This is a genomic window from Microcoleus sp. ARI1-B5, from assembly GCF_036705795.1.
Classification (GTDB): domain Bacteria; phylum Cyanobacteriota; class Cyanobacteriia; order Cyanobacteriales; family Microcoleaceae; genus Microcoleus.
The window spans coordinates 34007-53399 of record NZ_JAUBVK010000018.1 but is presented as its reverse complement, the minus strand read 5'-3'; the positions used below and the strand labels follow the sequence as shown (position 1 = coordinate 53399).

Below are 19393 nucleotides of genomic sequence, written 5' to 3'. Positions count from 1 at the left end.
TAAATATCTCGAAAGAAACCCGGTTTCTGGCGAGATTTTCTCCTGGGGTGGGGACGGGTTTATTTAGCCTGTTTGTGCTGTGAGAGGGTGATTGGCTCACGGGCCCCTACAGGTTTATTGACCAAAAGCAGCAAATTTATGATAATTTGCCAAATAATCAACACTTTCGATCTAGCAACCACGCCCGAAGGTTAGGACTTTCTTAATTGCTGACACCTAAGTTTTTCTTCTTTATTCCTTCGTTCTTCCTTCTTCTTCCTTCTTCCTTCTGCCTGATGACCGATGACTAATGACTAATGACTAATGACTAATGACTTCTTTTATAATTAAAACCCCCCTTAAAAAAGGAGGGTTTTAGGAATACAATATGCCAGATTGTCCTTACATCGAAGAACCCAAACCGGCATAAGCACCGTAGAAGAAAAGAGCCACAATGCTCAGAACACCGAGGCCTGCCACAGTAGCTACCAGCCACAAAGGAATTCTGCCACTTTCACTAAACATAACCATCACCTCGCTAATTCACAGCTAAACAAATTCGATCGAACCACAGACATCAAACTCGCGTCACCAGTTAGTTAAAGAAATAACTGGAGAACAAAATACCCAGAGTAAAAATCATCAACAGACCCAAATAAAGGGAAGTCCGATTTAACTCGACGGGCTGTTCGTTGGGATTAGGAACGCGCTCAGGCATTGTAAACTCCTATCGTTGAATAAATTGCATTGCTGCGATCGCGCCCAAAAAGAAAATTGTTGGGACACCTAAAGTATGAACTGCCAACCAGCGTACCGTAAAAATCGGATACGAAATTGGCTCATTGTTTGGCGTTCTGCTCGTCATTTTTCCAAATCCTTGTAAAATTACTTGCCAATGAACTGATCTACTTGTTTCTTAGCTTCAAAGCGATCCGAGATAATCGGAACTTCTTCGCGCTGCTGTGTGAAATACTGGTTGGGGCGAGGAGTTCCGAAAGCATCGTAAGCCAAACCCGTTTGCACAAACAGCCATCCAGCAATAAACAAAGCTGGAATTGTGAGGCTGTGAATTACCCAATAACGGATGCTTGTAATAATGTCCCCAAACGGACGTTCTCCAGTTGTACCGGCCATTTAGAATCCTCCTTTCAACAACAAATCGACAGACAATCTCTATTACTATTCTACTATCAAGCAGCTTGCGCTGAACCTTGATATTTAAGTAGAGTACCGCTCGCGCCGATCACAAATCCGCGATCGGGGCCCATGAAGACAATCCTGTAAAAATTAGCAGGAACATCTTCAACTTCGCGGTCTTTTTGCCAAGTTTTCCCGCCGTCCAAACTGCACAGCAAATTGCCGCCGCCGCCGGCTACCCAAACTTCATTATCAGTCCGGTAAGCCATGTCTAGCAAACCCCAACTCGCTTTGCGATCGGGAAAAAACGGTTTTCCCCAACCTTCAGGATTGGATGGGTCGCTAAACTGAATCTGACCGCCGCGGGCGAGCATCCACAAACGCCCGTCCTTGGTAAAGCCCATATTTTGCAGGCGGCGAGAACTGTTGCGGTTGTGGGGTTCCCAAGCTTGTTGTCCTGGTTTCCACACGGAGTAGAAATTACCCTTCGAGGATACCGCAACATACTGCCCGTCTTCAGAGCGGTTGATATTGCGAACTACCCCAAAAGAATCCTGCACGACAGCTTTCCAATTTTTCCCGCCGTCAGAAGTCCGGTAAATCGCCCCGACATCCGTCGTCATCTCGGCGGAATTCGGGCCCAAAGCCGCGATCGTACTCGGAGAACCCGGCAACTGAGAGCTCAAAGCAATCCGCGTCCAAGACTTGCCCTCATCCTCTGTGTGCAGCAGAACAGAAGGCTGGCCGACAATCCAGCCTTCGGAACCGGAAAAACTCACCGACGCAAAACGCGATTTCGGCTCATCAATATCTAGTGCGATCGGCTTCCAGTTAGTGCCGCCGTCAAGAGTTTCAAACAGAGTCGCCTCCGAACCGACGACCCAGCCGTGCTGAGCGTTGCCCGTAAACGCAATATCCTGCAAATTAGCGGACGTCGGCAATGAAATCACTTGCCAAGGGTTGTAACTCACAGAACCGATCGTGCTGCAACTCGTACAGATGAGCGCTGCAGCCAATAACATTACAATTCGTTGCCAAAATCTCACAATCGTCCCTTTACTGCAAACCATACATACTAAGTAACAACAAGAAACCAACGACCAAGCCGCCAAAAATCAGCAAACTTTTCTGACCTTGGGTCATGCCGTTGACACCGACACCGTAGCGCTGATTTGCTTTAAATCCCGATACCCCTTCCTGCTGACCCAGATTTTGAAACACCGACTTGCGCCCCGCGCAAACGGGACAAACCCAAGTAGCGGGCAAATCTTCAAAAGCCGTGCCAGGGGCAATGTCATTTTTAGGATTCCCTTTTTTCGGATCGTAGACGTAGCCGCAGGCGCGGCACTCGTGCCGGTCGAGGGTCTTAGTCTCAGTGGCTCGATCGCTCATAGCTCAAAAAGAGTAGGTCAGCTAATCTTAAAATATACATTAAAAATTATTGCAGAAGATGGACGATTAATCTCGATCGACTCGTAATTTTAGCTACCCAAAATCTATATAATGTAAAGACAAGTTACAGAACCCTTTCACAGAGGCAGTAATCATTCACCGTGTTTGCACTTAGCGGCTACGAGTATTTCTTAGGCTTCCTGCTAATTTCGAGCCTAGTGCCTATCCTCGCCCTCACGGCGTCTAAGGTACTGCGCCCGAAAAGTCGTCCCTACGACCGACGCACTACCTACGAATCTGGCGTCGAGCCGATCGGCGGAGCCTGGATTCAGTTCAACATCCGATATTATATGTTCGCCCTGGTCTTCGTCATCTTCGACGTAGAAACAGTCTTCCTCTATCCTTGGGCTGTGGCATTCCACCAGCTAGGGCTTTTGGCTTTCATAGAAGCCCTGCTGTTTATCACAATTCTCGTTATTGCTCTAGTTTACGCATGGCGCAAAGGAGCCTTGGAATGGTCTTAAGTTCTGACAAATCACAAAAAGCGCAACTTGTCAACCCCGCGATTCGCCCCGAAGTCACATCCCAACTCTCAGAGAACGTCATCCTGACAACAGTGGATGACCTCTACAATTGGGCGAGACTTTCCAGCCTGTGGCCGCTGCTTTTCGGCACCGCCTGCTGCTTCATCGAATTTGCAGCTTTGATCGGATCGCGCTTTGACTTCGACAGATTCGGCTTAGTACCGCGATCGAGCCCCCGGCAAGCCGACTTGATCATCACCGCCGGCACAATTACCATGAAGTACGCCCCCATCTTGGTGCGGCTGTACGAACAAATGCCGGAACCCAAATACGTCATCGCGATGGGCGCCTGCACCATCACCGGCGGAATGTTCAGCATGGACTCCACCACAGCAGTCCGCGGCGTTGACAAACTGATTCCGGTAGACCTGTACATCCCCGGCTGTCCCCCCCGCCCAGAAGCGATTATTGACGCAATTATCAAACTGCGGAAAAAAATCGCCAACAATTCCATGCAAGAACGGGCCAATTTGCTGCCAACCCACCGCTACTACACCAGACCCCACAAAATGAAAGTAGTAGACGACATTTTGGACGGCAAATACTTGTCGGTTCCAGGCCGGATAGCGCCGCCGAAGGAATTGACAGAAGCAATGGGAATGCCAGTACCGCCAGCCCTGCTTGCAGGACAAAAACAGGAGGTAAACCGTGGCTGAGCAAGAATCTGCAATTGTTGAAGCAGGTAAAATTTCCCAGTGGTTGACTCAAAATGGCTTTGAACACGAAGCTTTAGCGGCCGATAATTTGGGCGTGGAGATATTAAAGGTCGATCGAGAATTCCTAATTCCGATGTCAACAGCACTGTATGCCTACGGGTTCAATTATATGCAGTGCCAGTGCGCCTACGACCAAGGGCCGGGAGAAGATTTAGTCAGCGTCTACCACTTGGCTAAACTGACAGACAATGCTTCCAAGCCTGAAGAAGTCCGCGTCAAAGTATTCGTACCCCGCGAAGATCCCAGAGTGCCATCAGTCTACTGGATTTGGAAAGCAGCCGACTTTCAAGAGCGGGAATCCTACGATATGTACGGCATAGTTTACGAAGGACATCCGAATCTGAAACGGATTTTGATGAACGAAGATTGGGTAGGCTGGCCGCTGCGGAAAGATTACATTTCCCCTGATTTCTACGAATTGCAAGACGCTTATTAAGGGAGTTTTGTGAGGGCGGGTTTAGAGCATAAAATTGGACTTTTAAAGTTTAATTTAATGTGAAACCCGCCCTCTATTTTTTCATTAACTGGTTCCTATTTTCTATGCTCATTCCAAATCCCGAGCATGCAGTTGTTGATATTCGTAAACTTCGTGACTACTGCCTAAATCCCGAACACGACGATGGCAAACACAAAGCGCGGCTGTTTTCGTCAATTCTTGGGATGACACCTGACAATGCTGAGGAATTGCGCCAAATTTTGCTTGAAGTCATTCAAAGTCATGAAGCTCAGTTAGGGAGGCGGGATGGGTTCGGGCAACGCTACACCCTAGATTTCACGATTGAATGGCAAAATAGAAGTGCAACCCTTCGCAGTGGCTGGATTATTGAGCATGATTCGGAAATTCCGAGATTAACAACTTGCTATCCTTTGTAGTGCCGGGAGGTAATAAAAGTGGTAAATAATACAATTAAATTACTAGATGTTGTTGCCTTGACCGTTGACATTCCTGAATACAATCTCTGGCGCGGACAAGTAGGGACTGTGGTGGAACTGTTGGCTGATGGTGCAGCGTTTGAGGTTGAATTTAGCGATCGTAACGGACGTACTTATGAGTCTGTCGGGCTGCATCCAGAGCAAATCATGGTGTTGTACTTTGAGCCAGCATCCCCCGATCGCAAACCCGAAATGGTTACAGCATAAGCGGCACAATAACTTGCGGACTTTATAAAAAATTGGATTTCAGGTTGATAAGTGAAATAGCTAATAAACCTGCTATCTTTAATGATACTGTTTAATTGCTCAGCAAATTAAATAATCTGGTGGTTCATCAAAATGACGACTCTGACCGTAGAAATTCTTTGTTCTGAGGCGGCAATATTTTCAGCAGCCGAGTCTCAACACCCAGAACCTCTGCTTTACGGCATCACAGACGGAAAGGCTGTTGGGACATATTTGGAGCAAAAGTTCAGACTCTATCTCAAGCAGCGATATGAATTTATAGATGGTAATTCAGCAAGCGGCATCGATTTCCCAGGGATATTAGTTGACGTTAAGGTAACAAGCATTAGGCAACCGCAGTCGTCATGTCCTTTCAAATCTGCAAGGCAAAAGATTTTTGGGCTGGGATATTCACTGATTATCTTTGTTTACGAAAAGACAGACAACAGTACGCTCCGAACTGCAACGCTGAATATTTTGCATACAATTTACGTGAGTGCGGAAAGAACAGCAGATTTTCAAATGACCCGTGGAATTCGCAATATTTTAGACAATGAAGGCAATAAAGATGATTTGCTTGCTTTCATGTTTGACAAAAATTTACCTGTGGACGAAGTTGAAGCAAGTAACATTGCAGACGAAATACTGAGAAACCCACCACTGCAAGGTTTTTTGACGATTTCTAATGCGTTGCAATGGCGACTGCAGTATGGGAGAGTCATTGAACGTGCTGGACAACAGGAAGGGGTTATCGCAGTTTATAAATCTAACCGATGAGTTCCAACGATCGCAAAACCAAACTAGAATACGGGGATTTTCAGACACCGCTGGAATTAGCCGAGATGGTGTGTCGGAAATTGATAGAACTTGATGTTAACCCCAAAGTCATCATTGAGCCAACTTGCGGGATAGGTAATTTCATTAAAGCTGCTGCAAATTCGTTTCCATCCGCCAGCAAGATTATCGGGGTTGAAATCAATCAAAGTTATTTAAGAGAATTAATAGCTAAGCATGAATTGTTACAGGATGAAAGATGTGAGGTTAAGCACGGAGATTTTTTTGAGTTTGACTGGACATCATTAATCAACCACTTTAATCATAGGGTGCTGGTACTCGGCAACTTTCCTTGGGTAACCAACTCACAACAAGGAACTATTGGCAGTGAAAACTTGCCTAAAAAAAGTAATTTTCAAAAGCACACTGGCTTAGACGCACTAACAGGTAAAAGTAACTTCGATATCTCAGAATGGATGCTGCTCCAGGCGATACAATGGTTGCAAAATCGTGACGCCACTCTGGCAATGCTTTGCAAGACTTCCGTGGCCAGAAAGTTATTGAGTTACATTCATTCAAAAAAACTTAATCTCGCTAGCTGTGCAACTTACACAATAGATGCTAAAAAGTATTTTGGTGCAAATGTGGATGCCTGTTTGTTATACTGCAAGTTTGACTCAAGCTCACAAAACTACTTCTGCGATGTATTTAGCAGTTTACACAGTTCAGAATGCCACCGAATCGGATATCAAAAAAATCTCCTGATTAAGGATATAGACTCTTTCAATAAAGTCAGTAGTTTATATGCTGTAAATTCAGGGGTGAAATGGCGATCGGGTTTAAAGCACGACTGTTCTGGCGTTATGGAGTTTCGGAAAATTGATAATTTGTTTGTCAATGGATTTGGGGAAGCTGTCGAGCTTGAGGAAACTTATTTATTTCCGCTATTTAAAGGCTCTGATGTTGCTCAAAATCGCATTAATGCTACCGATCGATATATCCTAGTCACTCAAAAATTCATCGGTGAATCAACTGAAAATATCAAAACTATAGCTCCTAAAACCGGACGTTATCTAGAGAAGTGCGGGCAATATCTAGATAATCGCAAAAGCAAAATTTATCAAAATAACCCTCGATTTTCGATTTTTGGAGTAGGCGATTATAGCTTCCAACCTTGGAAAATTGCGATTTGCGGGCTTTATAAAAAATTGGATTTTAGGTTAATCGGTGAAATAGCTAATAAACCTGCAATCTTCGATGATACTGTTTACTTTCTCAGCTTTGACAGCGAGAGTGTTGCACGTCAAACTTTTGAGCTTTTGAATTCACCGGCGGCAATTAACTTTTATTCAGCGATCGTATTTTGGGATGAAAAGCGCCCGATTAAATCTAGTGTTTTAAATTGTCTGAATCTAGCACTACTGGCAGATTTGGAATTTGTAACCGCAGATGCACGCAGATAAACGCAGATAGATAGAGATATAATTTATATTATCGGTAATTTTGAAAACCTATGACTCAAGCTTTACCCAAACTCGTAAACTTCGAGGAATTTGTGGAGTGGCTGCCTGAAAATTCGGCGGTACGCTACGAACTGCACAATCGAAAGATTATTGAAATAATACAACCAGTAGGCGAACATCAAGAAGTTACAGGCTTTCTTACTGTCGAAATTGCTGTTCAAATCAAACGTCTGGGATTGCCATACGGTATCCCCAACCAAGTGATAGTTAGACCTCCTGAAAAAGATTCTGGTTATTTGCCTGATGTGTTGGTGCTAAATCGTGCAAATCTGGTGAACGAAACTTTGTGGCAAAAACAATCTGTCCTCAGTTTGGGTGCGTCGATACCGTTGGTAATTGAGGTTGTGTCAACCAATTGGCGCGATGATTACTATTTGAAATATGCTGATTATGAGGAGATGGGTATCCCTGAATATTGGATTGTGGATTATGCTGCTTTGGGCGGACGCAATTTTCTTGGCAATCCCAAACAACCGACAATTTCTGTCTGTAGCTTGGTTGATGGTGAATATCAAGTCCTCAAGTTTCGAGAGAACGATCGGATTGTGTCGCAAACTTTTCCTGATTTGAACATCACCGCAAATCAGATTTTTGGAGCTGGTTTAGTGTAAATTGATATCTGGTAGATTTGGATTTTTTAACCGCAGATGCACGCAGATAAACGCAGATGAGTACAGTTAGATGTTAACTTGGCAGGGAGATTGTAGGCTGCTATTTCTTACCGAATACGTAAAAAGTGGTGATGTCGTTCCAAATTCCTTGTTCGGTTTGCAATGCTTCTAGTTCGACCTCAAATTCAGCCTTGGCTTGTGCTAATTGCTCGGTAGAAAGTGTTGATAATGGGGGTGGATATTGTCCGGGGGCGGGATGGGAATGTCCTGCCCACATTGCTTTTGCTTTTTCCAAACTGATATAGCTGCCGTCTTGCTCAATCTTAATTTCTATTTCCTCAAATCCTGCTTGTTCTAGCAGTCTGTGGCACTTTTCAACGGTGCCTGTGGGTTTGCTCATATTGAAGGAAATGCCGTATTTTTCGGCTACTTTCTGCGTGACAACTCCGCCCACAAAAGCGGTGTCGGCGAAGGCATGAATGCCGATGATTCCCCCTGGTTTGAGAAATGTGTGCCAGTGAGTGAGTGCTGCGTGCAAATCCGACATCCAAATGAAGGCTGAAGAGCAAAAAATGCGCTCGCAACTATTACCTGGAAAGTCGAGATTTTCGGCATCCGCTAGCAAAAATTCTGTATTATTGAGATTTAATTCTAGAGCTTTGTTTCTGGCTACATCGAGCATTCCAGCCGAAATATCTACGCCAATAACCCGACCTTCAGGACCCACACTTTGAGCGGCTGCGATCGCCACATGACCCGTTCCCGTTGCAATGTCTAAAATCTGCTGTCCGCGACTCACTCGCCCGTATTCAACGAGACGCTGAGCAATCTGCAAATGCCAATCGCTATTGTCATAGGTTTGACTTCTGCGGCTGTACAAATCTGCGATTTCTTGCTTGTATTTGTCTAACTTAGGTTGGTTGTTCATTAATGTTTCTTCCTTCTTCCTTCTTCCTTCTTCCTTCTTCCTTCGGCTATAACTTCAATCATTCCGCAAGGCTGCGATCGGATCTAAGCGAGCGGCATTCCGAGCCGGCAATACTCCAGCTAACAACCCGACGGTAAAAGACAGCCCAAAACCCGCCGCGATCGACCATACAGAAATCACAAACGGAAATTTGAATGCTGTCGAGGCCCCAAAGGCGATCGCAACTCCCAACCCAATACCCGCCGTTCCCCCCACCGTGGAAACTAAAATAGATTCCGCCATAAATTGAATTAGAATTGCTGCATTAGTAGCGCCCACCGCTTTGCGAATCCCGATTTCCTTAGTGCGTTCCACAACAGACACCAACATAATATTAGCAATACCGATGCCGCCAACCACCAAAGAAATTCCGGCGATCGCTCCCACCATAACCGTAAATAAACCTATCACATTGCTGAAAGTATTAACGATCTCAGCTTGATTTACAACTCGAAAATCATCCGGTTGTGGCGGATAAATATTGTGGCGCAAGCGCATGATATTTTCCACTTGAAATTGAGCATCCGCTAAATCCGCTTCGCCGGCAGTTTCCAACCAAAAACCCGAGATCGCAATCCCCGCTAAAGAATTTCTCCCCACAATCCGCGAAGACATATTTTTGAGGGGAATATACACTCGATCGTCCTGATCGGTTCCCCCTACAGACCCCTTGGTTTCCATCACTCCAATGACCTTGTAGCGGTTTCCCTGAATGCGAATATCGGAGGAGAGCGCATTAGCTCCGGCTCCAAAAAGTTCGTCCCGCACCTTAGAACCGAGGACAACTACTGGCTCAGCAGCATTCAATTCATCCTCGTTAAAGAACCGTCCTTCTTGGGGTTGAATGTTCTTCACATCTGGATAGTTTAAATCCGTTCCCAAAATCGAAGTAAATGAATTTTGTCCGCCGTAAACCACTTGCACTTGGCGCTGCAAATAAGCCGAAATCGCCTTAACTGCGGGAGCTTGTTTGCCGATCGCCCTAGCGTCATCCCAAGTAAGGGTAGTAGCAGAACCGCTTCCCTGACTGACACCGCCCGATCGAGAAGCACCGGATAACACCAACAGCACATTTGTACCCAAAGCCTTTAACTGTTCTTCAGTTGATTTTTGTACTCCCTGTCCCACCGAAGTAATGGCAATTACCGAAGATATCCCAATAATTACGCCCAGCATAGTTAAACTGGTACGCAACTTATTATTCCACAGCGCCTCTGTCGCCATGAACGCGATTTGAACGTTAGAGATTTTCTTAATAACTGGGCGAGTCTTTAATTTCATTTGGGAATAGGTAATTGGTTATTGGTAATTGGTAATTGTCAAGCACTAATACCAGGCACGATCCGCCGGGGGTTGAAACCCCCGTCTCATAGCTAAAGTCGGTTGAAACCGACTGAAAATTCGTCTGATGATGTAGCCGGAAACGATATGAGTTGTGGCACGATCCGCCGGGAGTTGAAACCCCCGTCTCATAGCTAAAGTCGGTTGAAACCGCCTGAAAATTCGTCGGAAACAGATGTAGATCAACTAACTCTTCAGTCCTCTTTCAGAGGACTTTCGCTATGAGACAGGGATTTCAATCCCTGTCGGACTGTCGGACTCACTCGCGGACTAACTCGCGGACTAATGACTACTAACGCAAGCGCGTTCCCCCACCCGGTTGCAAACCTGGAATTCCACCCGATGGATTTTGGGATCTAGGCCGCAATCCGGGGGGGAAACTCATCAGCACTTTTTCATTGCCTTTCAAACCCGATCGCACTTCCGTCTTGTCATCCACCGTCATACCAGTCTTAACCGGCATAAAAGCAGGTTTGCCATCTTCTCCACCCGCAACAAAAACCCCCGTTTCCCTTTGTTGGCGGACAATTGCCGCAGTCGGAACTACCAAAACATTTTTGAGTTCACCGGCCTTAAACTCAACATTCACATTCATGCCCGATCGCAGTATTTGTTTATCATCATTAATAATTGCCGCTTTTACCTCAAAACTTGTCACATTTTGCTGGACGATCGACTGAGGCGAAATTTGAGTGATTTTACCTGCAAAAGTCTTTCCCGCAAAAGCATCAGCTTGAATAGACGCAGCCTGGCCGATCTTAATCTGAGAAATATTAGTTTCTGCTACGTTTGCTACTAATTGATTTTTTGAAGCTAAGGACAAAATCGAAGAAGAAGTCGCCGAAGAAACCGCACTACCTGCCGTAGTGGGAGTCACAAAAGCGCCCGGATCGGCGTACTTGCGGGTAACAGTGCCGGTGAAAGGAGCCCGCAGCACAGTGTCGTCGATCTGCGCTTGAACGCTTTGCAGGCTGCCTCTAGCGGCGAGAACTTGGGCCCGGGCTTGGGCGATGTCTTCCGGGCGAGAACCAGCTTCTAGCAGCGCCAAAGCTTGCTGTTTTTGCTCGACGGCGGCCTGGCCTGCTGCGATTTCTTCCGGGCGTGCGCCCGATCGCGCCAGGGCCAAAGCTTGCCGTTTTTGCTCGACTGCAGCCCGTCCCGCAGCGATGTCTTCGGGGCGTGCGCCCGATCGCGCCAGGGTCAAAGCTTGCCGTTTTTGCTCCACAGCAGCCCGCGCAGAAGCGATTTCTTCAGGGCGAGTACCCGCTTGCAGCAAAGCTACAGCTTGTTGGGCTTGCCTGACTTGCGTTTGAGCTCGATCGCGCGCGGTGCGGGAGTTGTTGACAACTTGCAAAGCAATGGCTCCGGCATTATAAAGTTCCTGATTTCTCTGAAAGTCTTCCTCAGCTTGGTTTTTCGCGTATTCGGCATCTCTGAGTTTGGCAATTGCTTGGGCGATGTCTTCAGGTCGATTGCCCTTGAGCAATTTTTGTAAATTTGCCTGTTGTTCAGCTAGTTGTGCCTCGGCTACGGCAATATCCTGGCTTCGATTGCCGTTGAGCAATTTTTGTAAATTTGCTTGTTGCTCAGCTAGTTGTGCCTCAGCTACAGCAATGTCTTGGCTTCGATTGCCGTTGAGCAATTTTTCCAGACTTGCCTGTTGTTCTGCTAACACTGCCTTAGCCACAGCAATGTCCTGGGTTCGAGTGCCGTTGAGCAATTTTTGCAGGTTTGCTTCTGCGGCTGCGAGTTGTCCGCGAGTTTGGGTAAGTTGGCCTTGGAGGTTGGAGTCGTCCATGTAGGCGAGAATCTGCCCTTTTTCAACTTTATCTCCTTCCTTGACAAGCAAACTTTTGAGCATTCCTGAAGTTTTGGGGCTGACGTTAACGGAACGTTCGGGCACTATTGTGCCGTTTGCCGAAATTGTAATCGGCAGGTTCAGCCTTTGGACAGCAACGGTTTTTTCCTTGCGCCTGGTTTCGCGGAGCGATTTGACTGTGAGTTGGCTGTAAGCTGTGTAGCCTACTCCTGCAAGCAGGGAAGCGGCGAGGAGTCCGCTGAGCCAGGGAGTCAGCTCTTTTTTAATCTGAAAGTGCTTTACGAAGTACATATAAGTTAGACCTGATGGGTCTGTCTTGAATTTAGACCGATCGGGAACAGAAAAGGTTCAATTGAAGTCTGAATAAGTTTTTTTCCCGTGTTTAATGCTTGCGGGCGATCGAGTTTAGATCCCAACATCGATCTCCACTGCAGCATAAAACCTGTTGCGTCAAATGCGTGATAATGAATGAAGATAGTTTAATCTCGCATATCCTAATCCTTCATGCAATTTGAGTGGGACGAAGCGAAAAACCTTGAAAACATCCGTAAACATCAGATTGATTTTGCCGATGTTCCCGCGATGTTTGATGGTGAAATGCTGATTGAGCTCTTCCGATCGTTTTGATTATGGCGAAGATCGCTGGTTTGGAATCGGTTTTCTCGGTTCTGGAATAGCGGTAGTAGTCTGGACAGAACGTCAAAAAAATTTAATCCAAATCATTTCAGGGCGAAGAGCCAACCGTCATGAGCAAATCTGATCTAAGCCAAAGTTGGGAATGTGTGGCTGAATTGAGAGGTCATTCCAGTTGGATTTATGGGGTTCCAATTACTTCAGATGGAATGTTAGCTAGCGTTAGCGGGAGTGAAATTATCTTTTGGAATCTAGAGACTCAAGAAATAGATACTATTCTTGAAGAACATAGAGATACCATACTCTCTCTCAGTCTTAGCCCTGACGATAAAACTTTGGCTAGCGGTAGTCTTGACAAGACAGTTAAATTGTGGAATTTAGAAAGAAGAAACTTAATTTGTACACTTGCCAAACGCAAAGATCCGATTCATTCAGTTGCATTTAGTCCCGATGGTAAGTTGCTTGCAAGTGGAGGAGAAAATAAATATAAGACTGCCACTGGACAAAAAACAACTATTTACCTTTGGGATATTGATAGTAAGGAGCTAATCCGTACTTTTTTAGGACATGACCTTAGAGTAAATACTCTTGCCTTCAGTCCAGATGGTAAAACCCTAGCTAGTGGCAGTAATGACGCTACTGTTAAGTTATGGGATATAAGTTTAGGTGAGCAGTTGTATGTCTTAGAGGGGCATTATAGCAATATTAGCACGGTTGCTTTCACACCAGATGGTAGCAGTCTAATTAGTAGTGGAGGTGGTGGTGTCAAAATCTGGAATGTGCAAACAGGAGAATTGCAACAAGCCTTTGCTGAGGAGTCCGAATATGTTAAATGCTTTGCAGTCGATCCTACTGGTCAAATTCTAGCTTTTGAAGTATACAATGGCATTGAGATTTGGAACTTAAAAAACAGTGAAAAGTTGCACTACTTGGATTTCATGTGGCCAATTAGCATAAACTTCAGCTCTGATGGGAAATTATTGGCTAGTGGAGATGCCAGTGCGTTCAACGAAGATGATGGATTAGTTGGATTAGTTAAGGTATGGCGTGTCCCAAAGGTGGGATTTATGCCAGATAATTTTAAGCAATCTGAGCTAGATGCTGAGCGCCAGAAAATTGAATCTGAGGGATATTTTGACGCTGAAACTCTTCAAGATGCCAGACGACGGATAACTGCTTCTATTGTGCAGCGACAGGGACAGGCTGAATTTCGACGTAAGTTGTTAATTGCTTACGGTGGTCGATGTCCAATAACTGATTGTGATGTAGAGTCAGCTATCGAAGCAGCACATATAATTCCATATCAAGGTACTCAAACCAATCATCCAACAAATGGTTTACCGCTCAGAGCCGACATACACACTCTGTTCGATTTGCATCTACTATCAATTCGACCGGATACCAATGAAGTGGTGATTGCCCCTGAACTCGTCGGCACCTGTTACCAAGATTTGGCTGATCGGAAACTGACTTTACCACAGGATCAAAAAACAGCACCAAATCAAAACGCTCTCAGCAAGCATCATGAAACTTTTCTCAGCAAATGCAAAAGTGGTCAGCTACCAGCAAGCTAACAACCGTGGTGCAGCGGACTGTTGCAAGCCGCTGGCGAGTGGCAAAGGCGATCTGCAGCCGCTGACCACGAACCTTATGCTTCAACTTTTCGCCAAGGGTGACTTAAAAAGTTAACCATGGAAGATCATGCTCTCTTTTGCTCGCTGAAATCAAGGCTTGGCGATCGCCCTGGCTTAAAAGCAATACCCTACAAAGAATACATATCCCACCCAAGTGTCAGTTGACCAGATAACTTGCGCTTTGATCTCTTACATCGCAACGCGAAACATTGATTTCACATTCCTAGAAACAGCGGACGAGCAAAGTCTTTTGATCGGCGATCGCATCGATCGAACTTGTGAAAAGTTCGATCGCCAATTTCTACTCAACAAACAGCCGCTACACCCAACTCTGTAATCGCCGCCTCCGGGCCCACCAAAGAAATATACGGTTCGATGAAGTATTTCTTAGCAGCATCCCGCGCTTGTGAAGCTGTCACCTGTGCAATTTCTTCTTGAAATTGCTGGTCAAATTTAATTCCCAATCCCAAAATTTCATACCAGCCTAAAACTTGGGCAATTTGCGAATTAGTTTGTTTTCCTAAAGCATATTGACCGAGCATTTTATTCTTGCAAGCTTGCAATTCTTCCTCGCTTAGTTGGATGCTGGTGAGTCGATCGACTTCTGCGCGCAATCCTTCAAAAGCAGTCGCCGTATTTTCCGGCGCCGTACCCATGTACGCGACAAACTGAGCCGTGTCCAAGCGCGTCGCGTAGAGCGCGGAAACGTCGTAAGCCAAGCCCCGCTTTTCCCGCAATTCCACAAACAACCGGCTCGACAAACCGTTACCCAAATAAGTATTCAGCAACTTAATCGCTGCATAATCGGGATTTTTGACAGAGGGTGCGAGGTAGCCCAGCATAATCACTGATTGCTGCGTCTCTTGCGCCGTAACGACCGATTGAGGGGAGGGTGACAGAGGGGGTACGGTTAAAGTTGGCAGGGGTGTTAAAGGCGCTTTCCAGGCTCCAAAAGTTCGATCGATCAGGGCGATCGCATCTTGGGTGGATATTCTGCCGGCTACAGAAATAACTACATTATCGGGACGGAAATAGGTTTTGTGGAACTGTTCGAGCTCGTTTCTGGTGAGCTTTGACATCGTAGCTTCCGTGCCCAAGGTAGAAAAAGCATAGGGATGTTCCTTGTACATCGCGTGCCGCAATTGCTCGAAGGCGATCGCAAATGGCTGTTCTTGCTGCGATCGAATTGCCGATATGGCAATGCGGCGTTCGAGTTCGACTTCCGCTTCCGGGAAAGTGGGCGATCGCATCAATTCGGCCGCCAGCTCCAAAATGTCCTGAAAATCCGCCGCAACCGTCTTCAAACTTACTAAAAAATAATCTGTAGTCGAGTCGGTACTCAATCTCGCTCCTACCGATTCTACACGTTCGGCAATTTCCAGCGAAGACAGGCGATCGGTTCCCTTAGTCATTACCGCCGACAGCAAGTGACACAATCCTGCTTGTTCCGGCTGTACGCAGCGGCTACCGGCGCGCAGGAATATCCTAGCTGCAATAATATCTGCTGCTGGATTTTCTGCTGCTAAGACAACAATACCGTTGTCTAAAATCGTGCGCTGGATTTCATTTTTCATCATTATTATTAATTTAGTTCGTAATTGGGAATTGAGAATGGGTAATTGGGAATTGGGAATTGGGAATTACTCGATCGCCATTTTTCTATTTTCCATTTGGATATTGTATGCTGTCAGACCGAGTAGAGCTTGACGCACGACATCTCAATGTAACAAAATCTACCCGGTAGGGTGCGCGCCCAGCGCAGAAAGGCCTGACCCACAACATCTAAATGTAACAACATCTACCCGGTAGGATGCGCGCGGAATACCGAAAATCCCCGGACAAACGAAGATTTATCCGGTACAAAAGATATTTATTTTTACCCATTTAACAATCAGACTGGCTTGAGCACCACAGCCGCGTAGCGCCGGGGAGAGAGATATTGTTGAGCTAGGCGCTGGAGGTCTAATGGCTTAAATGCCTTAATCCTGGTGGGATAGCTGAGCGCTAATTCGGCAGTGGCGATCGTACTGTAATATCCGTAAAGACCGGCTAACTGTCCCGGCGTTTCGAGGGAGAAAGCAAAGTCATTGCACAGCAAACGCTTGCAGCGCAGCAGTTCTGTCTCGGAAACAGGCTCAGACTGCAGTTCCCAAAGCCGATCGCAAATCCGAGCTTCCACCTGTTCGACATCCTCGGCTTCCAAGACTGCACTAATCGTAAACAAACTCGATTCCCGCTGTAGCGAGAAAGAGCTTTCGATCGCCTGTACCAATTGTAATTCTTCCCGCAGTTCCCTGACCAAACGCGAGCTCCGCCCGTCTGCGAGCAGCACTGAGAGCAAATCCAAGCCGCAAGCATTTTGCAACTGTTCAACTCCCGGCCCCGTCCAGGCCATCATCAGCCGCGCTTGTTCCAATCGGGGGAGACGGAGTTCCTGACGGCGAATTTCTACTAGCGGCGGTTCGGCTTCTGCTGTAAATTTCGGACAATCCCACCTGTCGGAAAATCGATCGAATGCTTTCCCCGTGATATCTCTGGCTTGTTCTTCATCAATTGAGCCAACTATCACCACAGTCATATTTTCCGGTTGATAGTGCTCTCGGTGAAAACACCGCATTTCGTGAGGAGTTCGCGACATCAGCAACTCTTCCGTCCCCAGTACCGAGCGCCTGTAGGGATGCTGCTGGTAAACTGTTTCCATCATTGCTTGGAAACCGAGCCAATCGGGATCGTCTTGAGCTTGACGGATTTCTTCGAGCACCACATCTCGCTCGCGATCGAATTCCGCATCGGGAATCGAAGCGCGCAGCAGCAATTCTGCCAGCGGCTGCGCCGTTTCTGCTAAATAATCTGCCCCGGCGTTGACAAAAAAATGGGCGTAGTCGTGACTTGTAGCTGCGTTGGCGACACCGCCGCGATTTTCGATTACTTGGTCGAATTCTCCAGGGGCGATCGAATCCGTCCCTTTAAATATCATGTGTTCTAGAAAATGAGCCATTCCCGACCAAAAATCCGGCTCCTTCGTAGCGCCAGCCCTCACCCACACGTCTAGGGCGACCACCGGTGTGGCCTCTAGGCGCTGGTGAATGACCGTTAACCCATTGTGCAGCTTCCAGACATTGGCTGGGAACTCTAAAGCAGTGAGCAGTTGAGACAAGCTAGTTCTTCTTAAACTGTAGTTAACTTCGGCTGCAACTATGGTAGCGCTTTACAGCTCTGCGATCGGGATTAATTGATACAGAAATCATCAGTCAGTCGATTTTAGATTTTAGATTTTAGATTTATAGTCCTGGACGCACGGGTGGCCAGAAACCGGGTTTGATGGACGAATCCTTCGCAGGCAGCCCGCAGTAAGGGTAAAAAACCCGGTTTCTGCGATCGTCCATGCGATCGCGAACTGATTTACGGAACTGATGAATCACCGGAGCCCGAACTTGCGTCTAAAATTTTCAGCGGAGCGCCAAGCGAGAAAGCGGGGGCTTGTATCCGTTTTTGGGCCCCGTCATCTGCGATTAATCCTGAGTCAGTTATTTTTTGCTTTTTGCTTTGTTTCAAACAGCCTCAAATTATTACCATTTTTTCCCTCAAAAGTCAATAGCTTGCGCGGGATATTAATTAATCAGTCGGGAGAAAGAGGGAGTTATCAGAATATTTCAATAAATTAAAAGATGTAAGAACACTAAAGACATCGAGAGGAGAAACGACAGATGGTAGCTACCTTAGAAGATACCAAGCGCCAAGCGATCGCGATGAAATTAGCAGACATGAAAGCGCTGCAAAACCTGCTGATCGCCAACGAGCAATTGTTCATCAATTCCTGCAACGACTCCGAACTGGCCGATCGCTTCCGGGATATGCTCGAAGACGATCGCAAAAACCTGGGCGTATTGGAAACCACGATCGTCCAATACGGCATTCAATCCGAGCCCAAAGAAACCACCACAAAAATGATCGAAGAAATTCAGAAACTCATGGAAGGTTCTGAACTCACAATGTTTGAAAAAGTCGGTCAGCACGAACTGCTCAAACACAAACAAACAATGGCCGGCTTGTTAGTGCACAAAGCCGCTCAAGTAGTTGGCGCCGACATCGAAGCCGCCATTACTCCCCTCAACACAGTTAACTTTGAAAACCGCGCTCACCAAGAACAACTCAAAGGAGTTCTCGAAATTTTAGGCGTGCGCGAACTGACCGGAAAAGACCCCGATCAAGGCGTGTGGGCCCGCGTGCAAGATGCAATGGCTGCGATGACCGGCATCATCGGCGGTGCTGTTACCCGCACCAAAGATGAGATGAACATCACCGAAATCATCTCAATGGATCACCGCAAAGTCGATACCCTATTTATGGAAATCGAAAAAACCGACGATCCTCAAAAACTGCAAGAATTCTTCGGTCAACTTTACAAAGACTTGAGCGTTCACTCTGAAGCCGAAGAACAAATTGTTTATCCCGCAGTTCGCAGCTATTACGGCAATACTCAAGAACTGTACGACGAGCAAGCACAAATGAAGCAGATGCTCGCCCAAATCAAGGCTCTCAACCCCAGTTCTTCTGATTTCAAAGGTCAAATCCAACAGCTCAAAACAGCAGTTCAGGATCACGTCAAGGAAGAAGAAAACGATATGTTCCCTCAAATTCGCCGCAACCTGAGCGAAGCACAAATGGAACAAATGGCTACTCAATTCAAAGAAGCCAAGAGTACGATGCAGCAAGAAATGGCTAACATGAGCTAATTCAGCAGCAAGCTAATTTCCACTCTGGCAAAACTAGAGAATAGCTAAACTGCAACCTATCAATCCCGCTACCAACGTGGCGGGATTACTGTTTTTTGTAAAAAACAATATATATTACTTGTAGGGGCGGGTTTCACGAAAGATATTTGTCACTCATTCAAAATATAAATAAACCCGCCCTCCGAATCTGTGATTGTGGGGGACGGGTTTATTTATATGGTGAGTTGCCGTCAAAGATTGGAGGTTTTGCCCGCCCCTACGAGGATCGGGCTCGAGAAGATTTTAGATAAGCGCTCAAACCAGAAATATTTGTTGTAGGGGCGGGTTTCACGAAAGATATTTGTCACTCATTCAAAATATAAATAAACCCGCCCTCCGAATCTGTGATT

Annotated in this window: 23 protein-coding genes; 12 read left to right on the top strand and 11 right to left on the bottom strand. The window is 46.3% G+C overall.

Annotated elements, in window-relative coordinates; all coding sequences use genetic code 11:
• Positions 1–381 precede the first annotated feature (381 nt).
• From QUB63_RS23155 to QUB63_RS23130, 6 genes are all read right to left on the bottom strand, one after another.
• Complete coding sequence (locus QUB63_RS23155; protein WP_015176851.1) at positions 382–504, bottom strand: photosystem II reaction center protein J; 123 nt, start codon at positions 502–504, stop codon at positions 382–384.
• A gap of 70 nt (positions 505–574) precedes the next feature.
• The gene (locus QUB63_RS23150; protein WP_106146846.1) at positions 575–697 is read right to left on the bottom strand and encodes a photosystem II reaction center protein L; all 123 of its coding nucleotides are present in this window, start codon (positions 695–697) and stop codon (positions 575–577) included.
• 9 nt (positions 698–706) lie between these two features.
• Entirely contained in the window at positions 707–844 is a 138-nt protein-coding gene (gene psbF / locus QUB63_RS23145) for a cytochrome b559 subunit beta (protein WP_006635504.1), read from the bottom strand.
• Between the two features lie 20 nt (positions 845–864).
• Positions 865–1113 carry a cytochrome b559 subunit alpha gene (psbE, locus tag QUB63_RS23140; protein ID WP_332947669.1) on the bottom strand — a complete coding sequence of 83 codons (249 nt, stop codon included), beginning with the start codon at positions 1111–1113 and terminating at the stop codon, positions 865–867.
• A 56-nt stretch (positions 1114–1169) separates the two neighbouring features.
• Positions 1170–2186, bottom strand: a complete 1017-nt coding sequence (locus tag QUB63_RS23135; protein ID WP_332947668.1) for a photosynthesis system II assembly factor Ycf48 — start codon at positions 2184–2186, stop codon at positions 1170–1172.
• Complete coding sequence (locus QUB63_RS23130; RefSeq protein ID WP_332947667.1) at positions 2173–2508, bottom strand: rubredoxin; 336 nt, start codon at positions 2506–2508, stop codon at positions 2173–2175. Before QUB63_RS23130 ends, QUB63_RS23135 begins: the two co-directional genes overlap by 14 nt.
• 161 nt (positions 2509–2669) lie before the next feature.
• On the opposite strand from QUB63_RS23130, the gene ndhC reads away from it, so the two are divergent.
• From ndhC to QUB63_RS23090, 8 genes are all read left to right on the top strand, one after another.
• Entirely contained in the window at positions 2670–3032 is a 363-nt protein-coding gene (ndhC, locus tag QUB63_RS23125; RefSeq protein ID WP_332947666.1) for a photosynthetic/respiratory NAD(P)H-quinone oxidoreductase subunit C, read from the top strand.
• Positions 3023–3748 (top strand): photosynthetic/respiratory NAD(P)H-quinone oxidoreductase subunit K, encoded by a 726-nt coding sequence (gene ndhK, locus QUB63_RS23120; RefSeq protein ID WP_332947665.1) that lies wholly within the window; start codon positions 3023–3025, stop codon positions 3746–3748. The genes ndhC and ndhK overlap by 10 nt, the downstream gene beginning before the upstream one ends.
• Positions 3741–4244: an NAD(P)H-quinone oxidoreductase subunit J gene (locus QUB63_RS23115; protein ID WP_332947664.1), complete on the top strand. Its 504-nt coding sequence runs from the start codon at positions 3741–3743 to the stop codon at positions 4242–4244. The genes ndhK and QUB63_RS23115 overlap by 8 nt, the downstream gene beginning before the upstream one ends.
• 104 nt (positions 4245–4348) lie before the next feature.
• Positions 4349–4681 carry a DUF6883 domain-containing protein gene (locus QUB63_RS23110; protein WP_332947663.1) on the top strand — a complete coding sequence of 111 codons (333 nt, stop codon included), beginning with the start codon at positions 4349–4351 and terminating at the stop codon, positions 4679–4681.
• A gap of 18 nt (positions 4682–4699) precedes the next feature.
• Positions 4700–4948: a DUF4926 domain-containing protein gene (locus tag QUB63_RS23105; RefSeq protein WP_332947662.1), complete on the top strand. Its 249-nt coding sequence runs from the start codon at positions 4700–4702 to the stop codon at positions 4946–4948.
• A gap of 132 nt (positions 4949–5080) precedes the next feature.
• The gene (locus tag QUB63_RS23100) at positions 5081–5743 is read left to right on the top strand and encodes a restriction endonuclease (protein WP_332947661.1); all 663 of its coding nucleotides are present in this window, start codon (positions 5081–5083) and stop codon (positions 5741–5743) included.
• Positions 5740–7203 (top strand): class I SAM-dependent methyltransferase, encoded by a 1464-nt coding sequence (locus QUB63_RS23095; protein WP_332947660.1) that lies wholly within the window; start codon positions 5740–5742, stop codon positions 7201–7203. Before QUB63_RS23100 ends, QUB63_RS23095 begins: the two co-directional genes overlap by 4 nt.
• 50 nt (positions 7204–7253) lie before the next feature.
• On the top strand, positions 7254–7874 hold the full coding sequence (locus QUB63_RS23090; RefSeq protein ID WP_332947659.1) for a Uma2 family endonuclease: 621 nt from the start codon (positions 7254–7256) through the stop codon (positions 7872–7874).
• 100 nt (positions 7875–7974) lie between these two features.
• Here QUB63_RS23090 and QUB63_RS23085 read toward each other — a convergent pair whose 3' ends face one another.
• The 3 genes from QUB63_RS23085 to QUB63_RS23075 form a co-directional block, all read right to left on the bottom strand.
• A complete protein-coding gene (locus QUB63_RS23085; protein WP_332947658.1) occupies positions 7975–8802 on the bottom strand; it encodes a class I SAM-dependent methyltransferase in 828 nt (275 codons plus the stop codon).
• A gap of 54 nt (positions 8803–8856) precedes the next feature.
• Positions 8857–10065: an ABC transporter permease gene (locus QUB63_RS23080; RefSeq protein WP_332947657.1), complete on the bottom strand. Its 1209-nt coding sequence runs from the start codon at positions 10063–10065 to the stop codon at positions 8857–8859.
• A 409-nt stretch (positions 10066–10474) separates the two neighbouring features.
• Entirely contained in the window at positions 10475–12292 is a 1818-nt protein-coding gene (locus QUB63_RS23075; RefSeq protein ID WP_332947656.1) for an efflux RND transporter periplasmic adaptor subunit, read from the bottom strand.
• Positions 12293–12605: 313 nt separating this feature from the next.
• Between QUB63_RS23075 and QUB63_RS23070 the strand changes: the two genes are divergently transcribed.
• The 3 genes from QUB63_RS23070 (at position 12606) to QUB63_RS23060 (ending at position 14605) form a co-directional block, all read left to right on the top strand.
• Positions 12606–12761, top strand: coding sequence for a BrnT family toxin (locus QUB63_RS23070; protein WP_332947655.1), 156 nt, complete (start codon positions 12606–12608; stop codon positions 12759–12761).
• Complete coding sequence (locus tag QUB63_RS23065) at positions 12748–14208, top strand: HNH endonuclease (RefSeq protein ID WP_332947654.1); 1461 nt, start codon at positions 12748–12750, stop codon at positions 14206–14208. Before QUB63_RS23070 ends, QUB63_RS23065 begins: the two co-directional genes overlap by 14 nt.
• Before the next feature lie 214 nt (positions 14209–14422).
• The gene (locus tag QUB63_RS23060) at positions 14423–14605 is read left to right on the top strand and encodes a hypothetical protein (RefSeq protein WP_332947653.1); all 183 of its coding nucleotides are present in this window, start codon (positions 14423–14425) and stop codon (positions 14603–14605) included.
• Here the strand turns inward: QUB63_RS23060 and QUB63_RS23055 are convergent.
• On the bottom strand, positions 14574–15842 hold the full coding sequence (locus QUB63_RS23055) for a M16 family metallopeptidase (RefSeq protein WP_332947731.1): 1269 nt from the start codon (positions 15840–15842) through the stop codon (positions 14574–14576). The genes QUB63_RS23060 and QUB63_RS23055 overlap by 32 nt on opposite strands.
• A 317-nt stretch (positions 15843–16159) precedes the next feature.
• Positions 16160–17425 carry a M16 family metallopeptidase gene (locus tag QUB63_RS23050; RefSeq protein ID WP_332947652.1) on the bottom strand — a complete coding sequence of 422 codons (1266 nt, stop codon included), beginning with the start codon at positions 17423–17425 and terminating at the stop codon, positions 16160–16162.
• Positions 17426–17975: 550 nt separating this feature from the next.
• Between QUB63_RS23050 and QUB63_RS23045 the strand changes: the two genes are divergently transcribed.
• A complete protein-coding gene (locus QUB63_RS23045) occupies positions 17976–19004 on the top strand; it encodes a hemerythrin domain-containing protein (protein ID WP_332947651.1) in 1029 nt (342 codons plus the stop codon).
• The last annotated feature ends 389 nt before the right edge of the window (positions 19005–19393 follow it).

Excerpts from the sequence above, each read along its gene's own strand:
- QUB63_RS23095 (WP_332947660.1), top strand. The coding sequence starts at position 5,740 with ATGAGTTCCAACGATCGCAAAACCAAACTAGAATACGGGGATTTTCAG.
- QUB63_RS23055 (WP_332947731.1), bottom strand. The coding sequence starts at position 15,842 with ATGAAAAATGAAATCCAGCGCACGATTTTAGACAACGGTATTGTTGTC.
- QUB63_RS23065 (WP_332947654.1), top strand. The coding sequence starts at position 12,748 with ATGAGCAAATCTGATCTAAGCCAAAGTTGGGAATGTGTGGCTGAATTG.
- QUB63_RS23080 (WP_332947657.1), bottom strand. The coding sequence starts at position 10,065 with ATGGCGACAGAGGCGCTGTGGAATAATAAGTTGCGTACCAGTTTAACT.
- psbE (WP_332947669.1), bottom strand. The coding sequence starts at position 1,113 with ATGGCCGGTACAACTGGAGAACGTCCGTTTGGGGACATTATTACAAGC.
- QUB63_RS23110 (WP_332947663.1), top strand. The coding sequence starts at position 4,349 with ATGCTCATTCCAAATCCCGAGCATGCAGTTGTTGATATTCGTAAACTT.
- psbF (WP_006635504.1), bottom strand. The coding sequence starts at position 844 with ATGACGAGCAGAACGCCAAACAATGAGCCAATTTCGTATCCGATTTTT.
- QUB63_RS23135 (WP_332947668.1), bottom strand. The coding sequence starts at position 2,186 with ATGGTTTGCAGTAAAGGGACGATTGTGAGATTTTGGCAACGAATTGTA.
- QUB63_RS23100 (WP_332947661.1), top strand. The coding sequence starts at position 5,081 with ATGACGACTCTGACCGTAGAAATTCTTTGTTCTGAGGCGGCAATATTT.
- QUB63_RS23045 (WP_332947651.1), top strand. The coding sequence starts at position 17,976 with ATGGTAGCTACCTTAGAAGATACCAAGCGCCAAGCGATCGCGATGAAA.
- QUB63_RS23155 (WP_015176851.1), bottom strand. The coding sequence starts at position 504 with ATGTTTAGTGAAAGTGGCAGAATTCCTTTGTGGCTGGTAGCTACTGTG.
- QUB63_RS23130 (WP_332947667.1), bottom strand. The coding sequence starts at position 2,508 with ATGAGCGATCGAGCCACTGAGACTAAGACCCTCGACCGGCACGAGTGC.
- QUB63_RS23150 (WP_106146846.1), bottom strand. The coding sequence starts at position 697 with ATGCCTGAGCGCGTTCCTAATCCCAACGAACAGCCCGTCGAGTTAAAT.
- QUB63_RS23085 (WP_332947658.1), bottom strand. The coding sequence starts at position 8,802 with ATGAACAACCAACCTAAGTTAGACAAATACAAGCAAGAAATCGCAGAT.
- QUB63_RS23090 (WP_332947659.1), top strand. The coding sequence starts at position 7,254 with ATGACTCAAGCTTTACCCAAACTCGTAAACTTCGAGGAATTTGTGGAG.
- QUB63_RS23075 (WP_332947656.1), bottom strand. The coding sequence starts at position 12,292 with ATGTACTTCGTAAAGCACTTTCAGATTAAAAAAGAGCTGACTCCCTGG.
- ndhK (WP_332947665.1), top strand. The coding sequence starts at position 3,023 with ATGGTCTTAAGTTCTGACAAATCACAAAAAGCGCAACTTGTCAACCCC.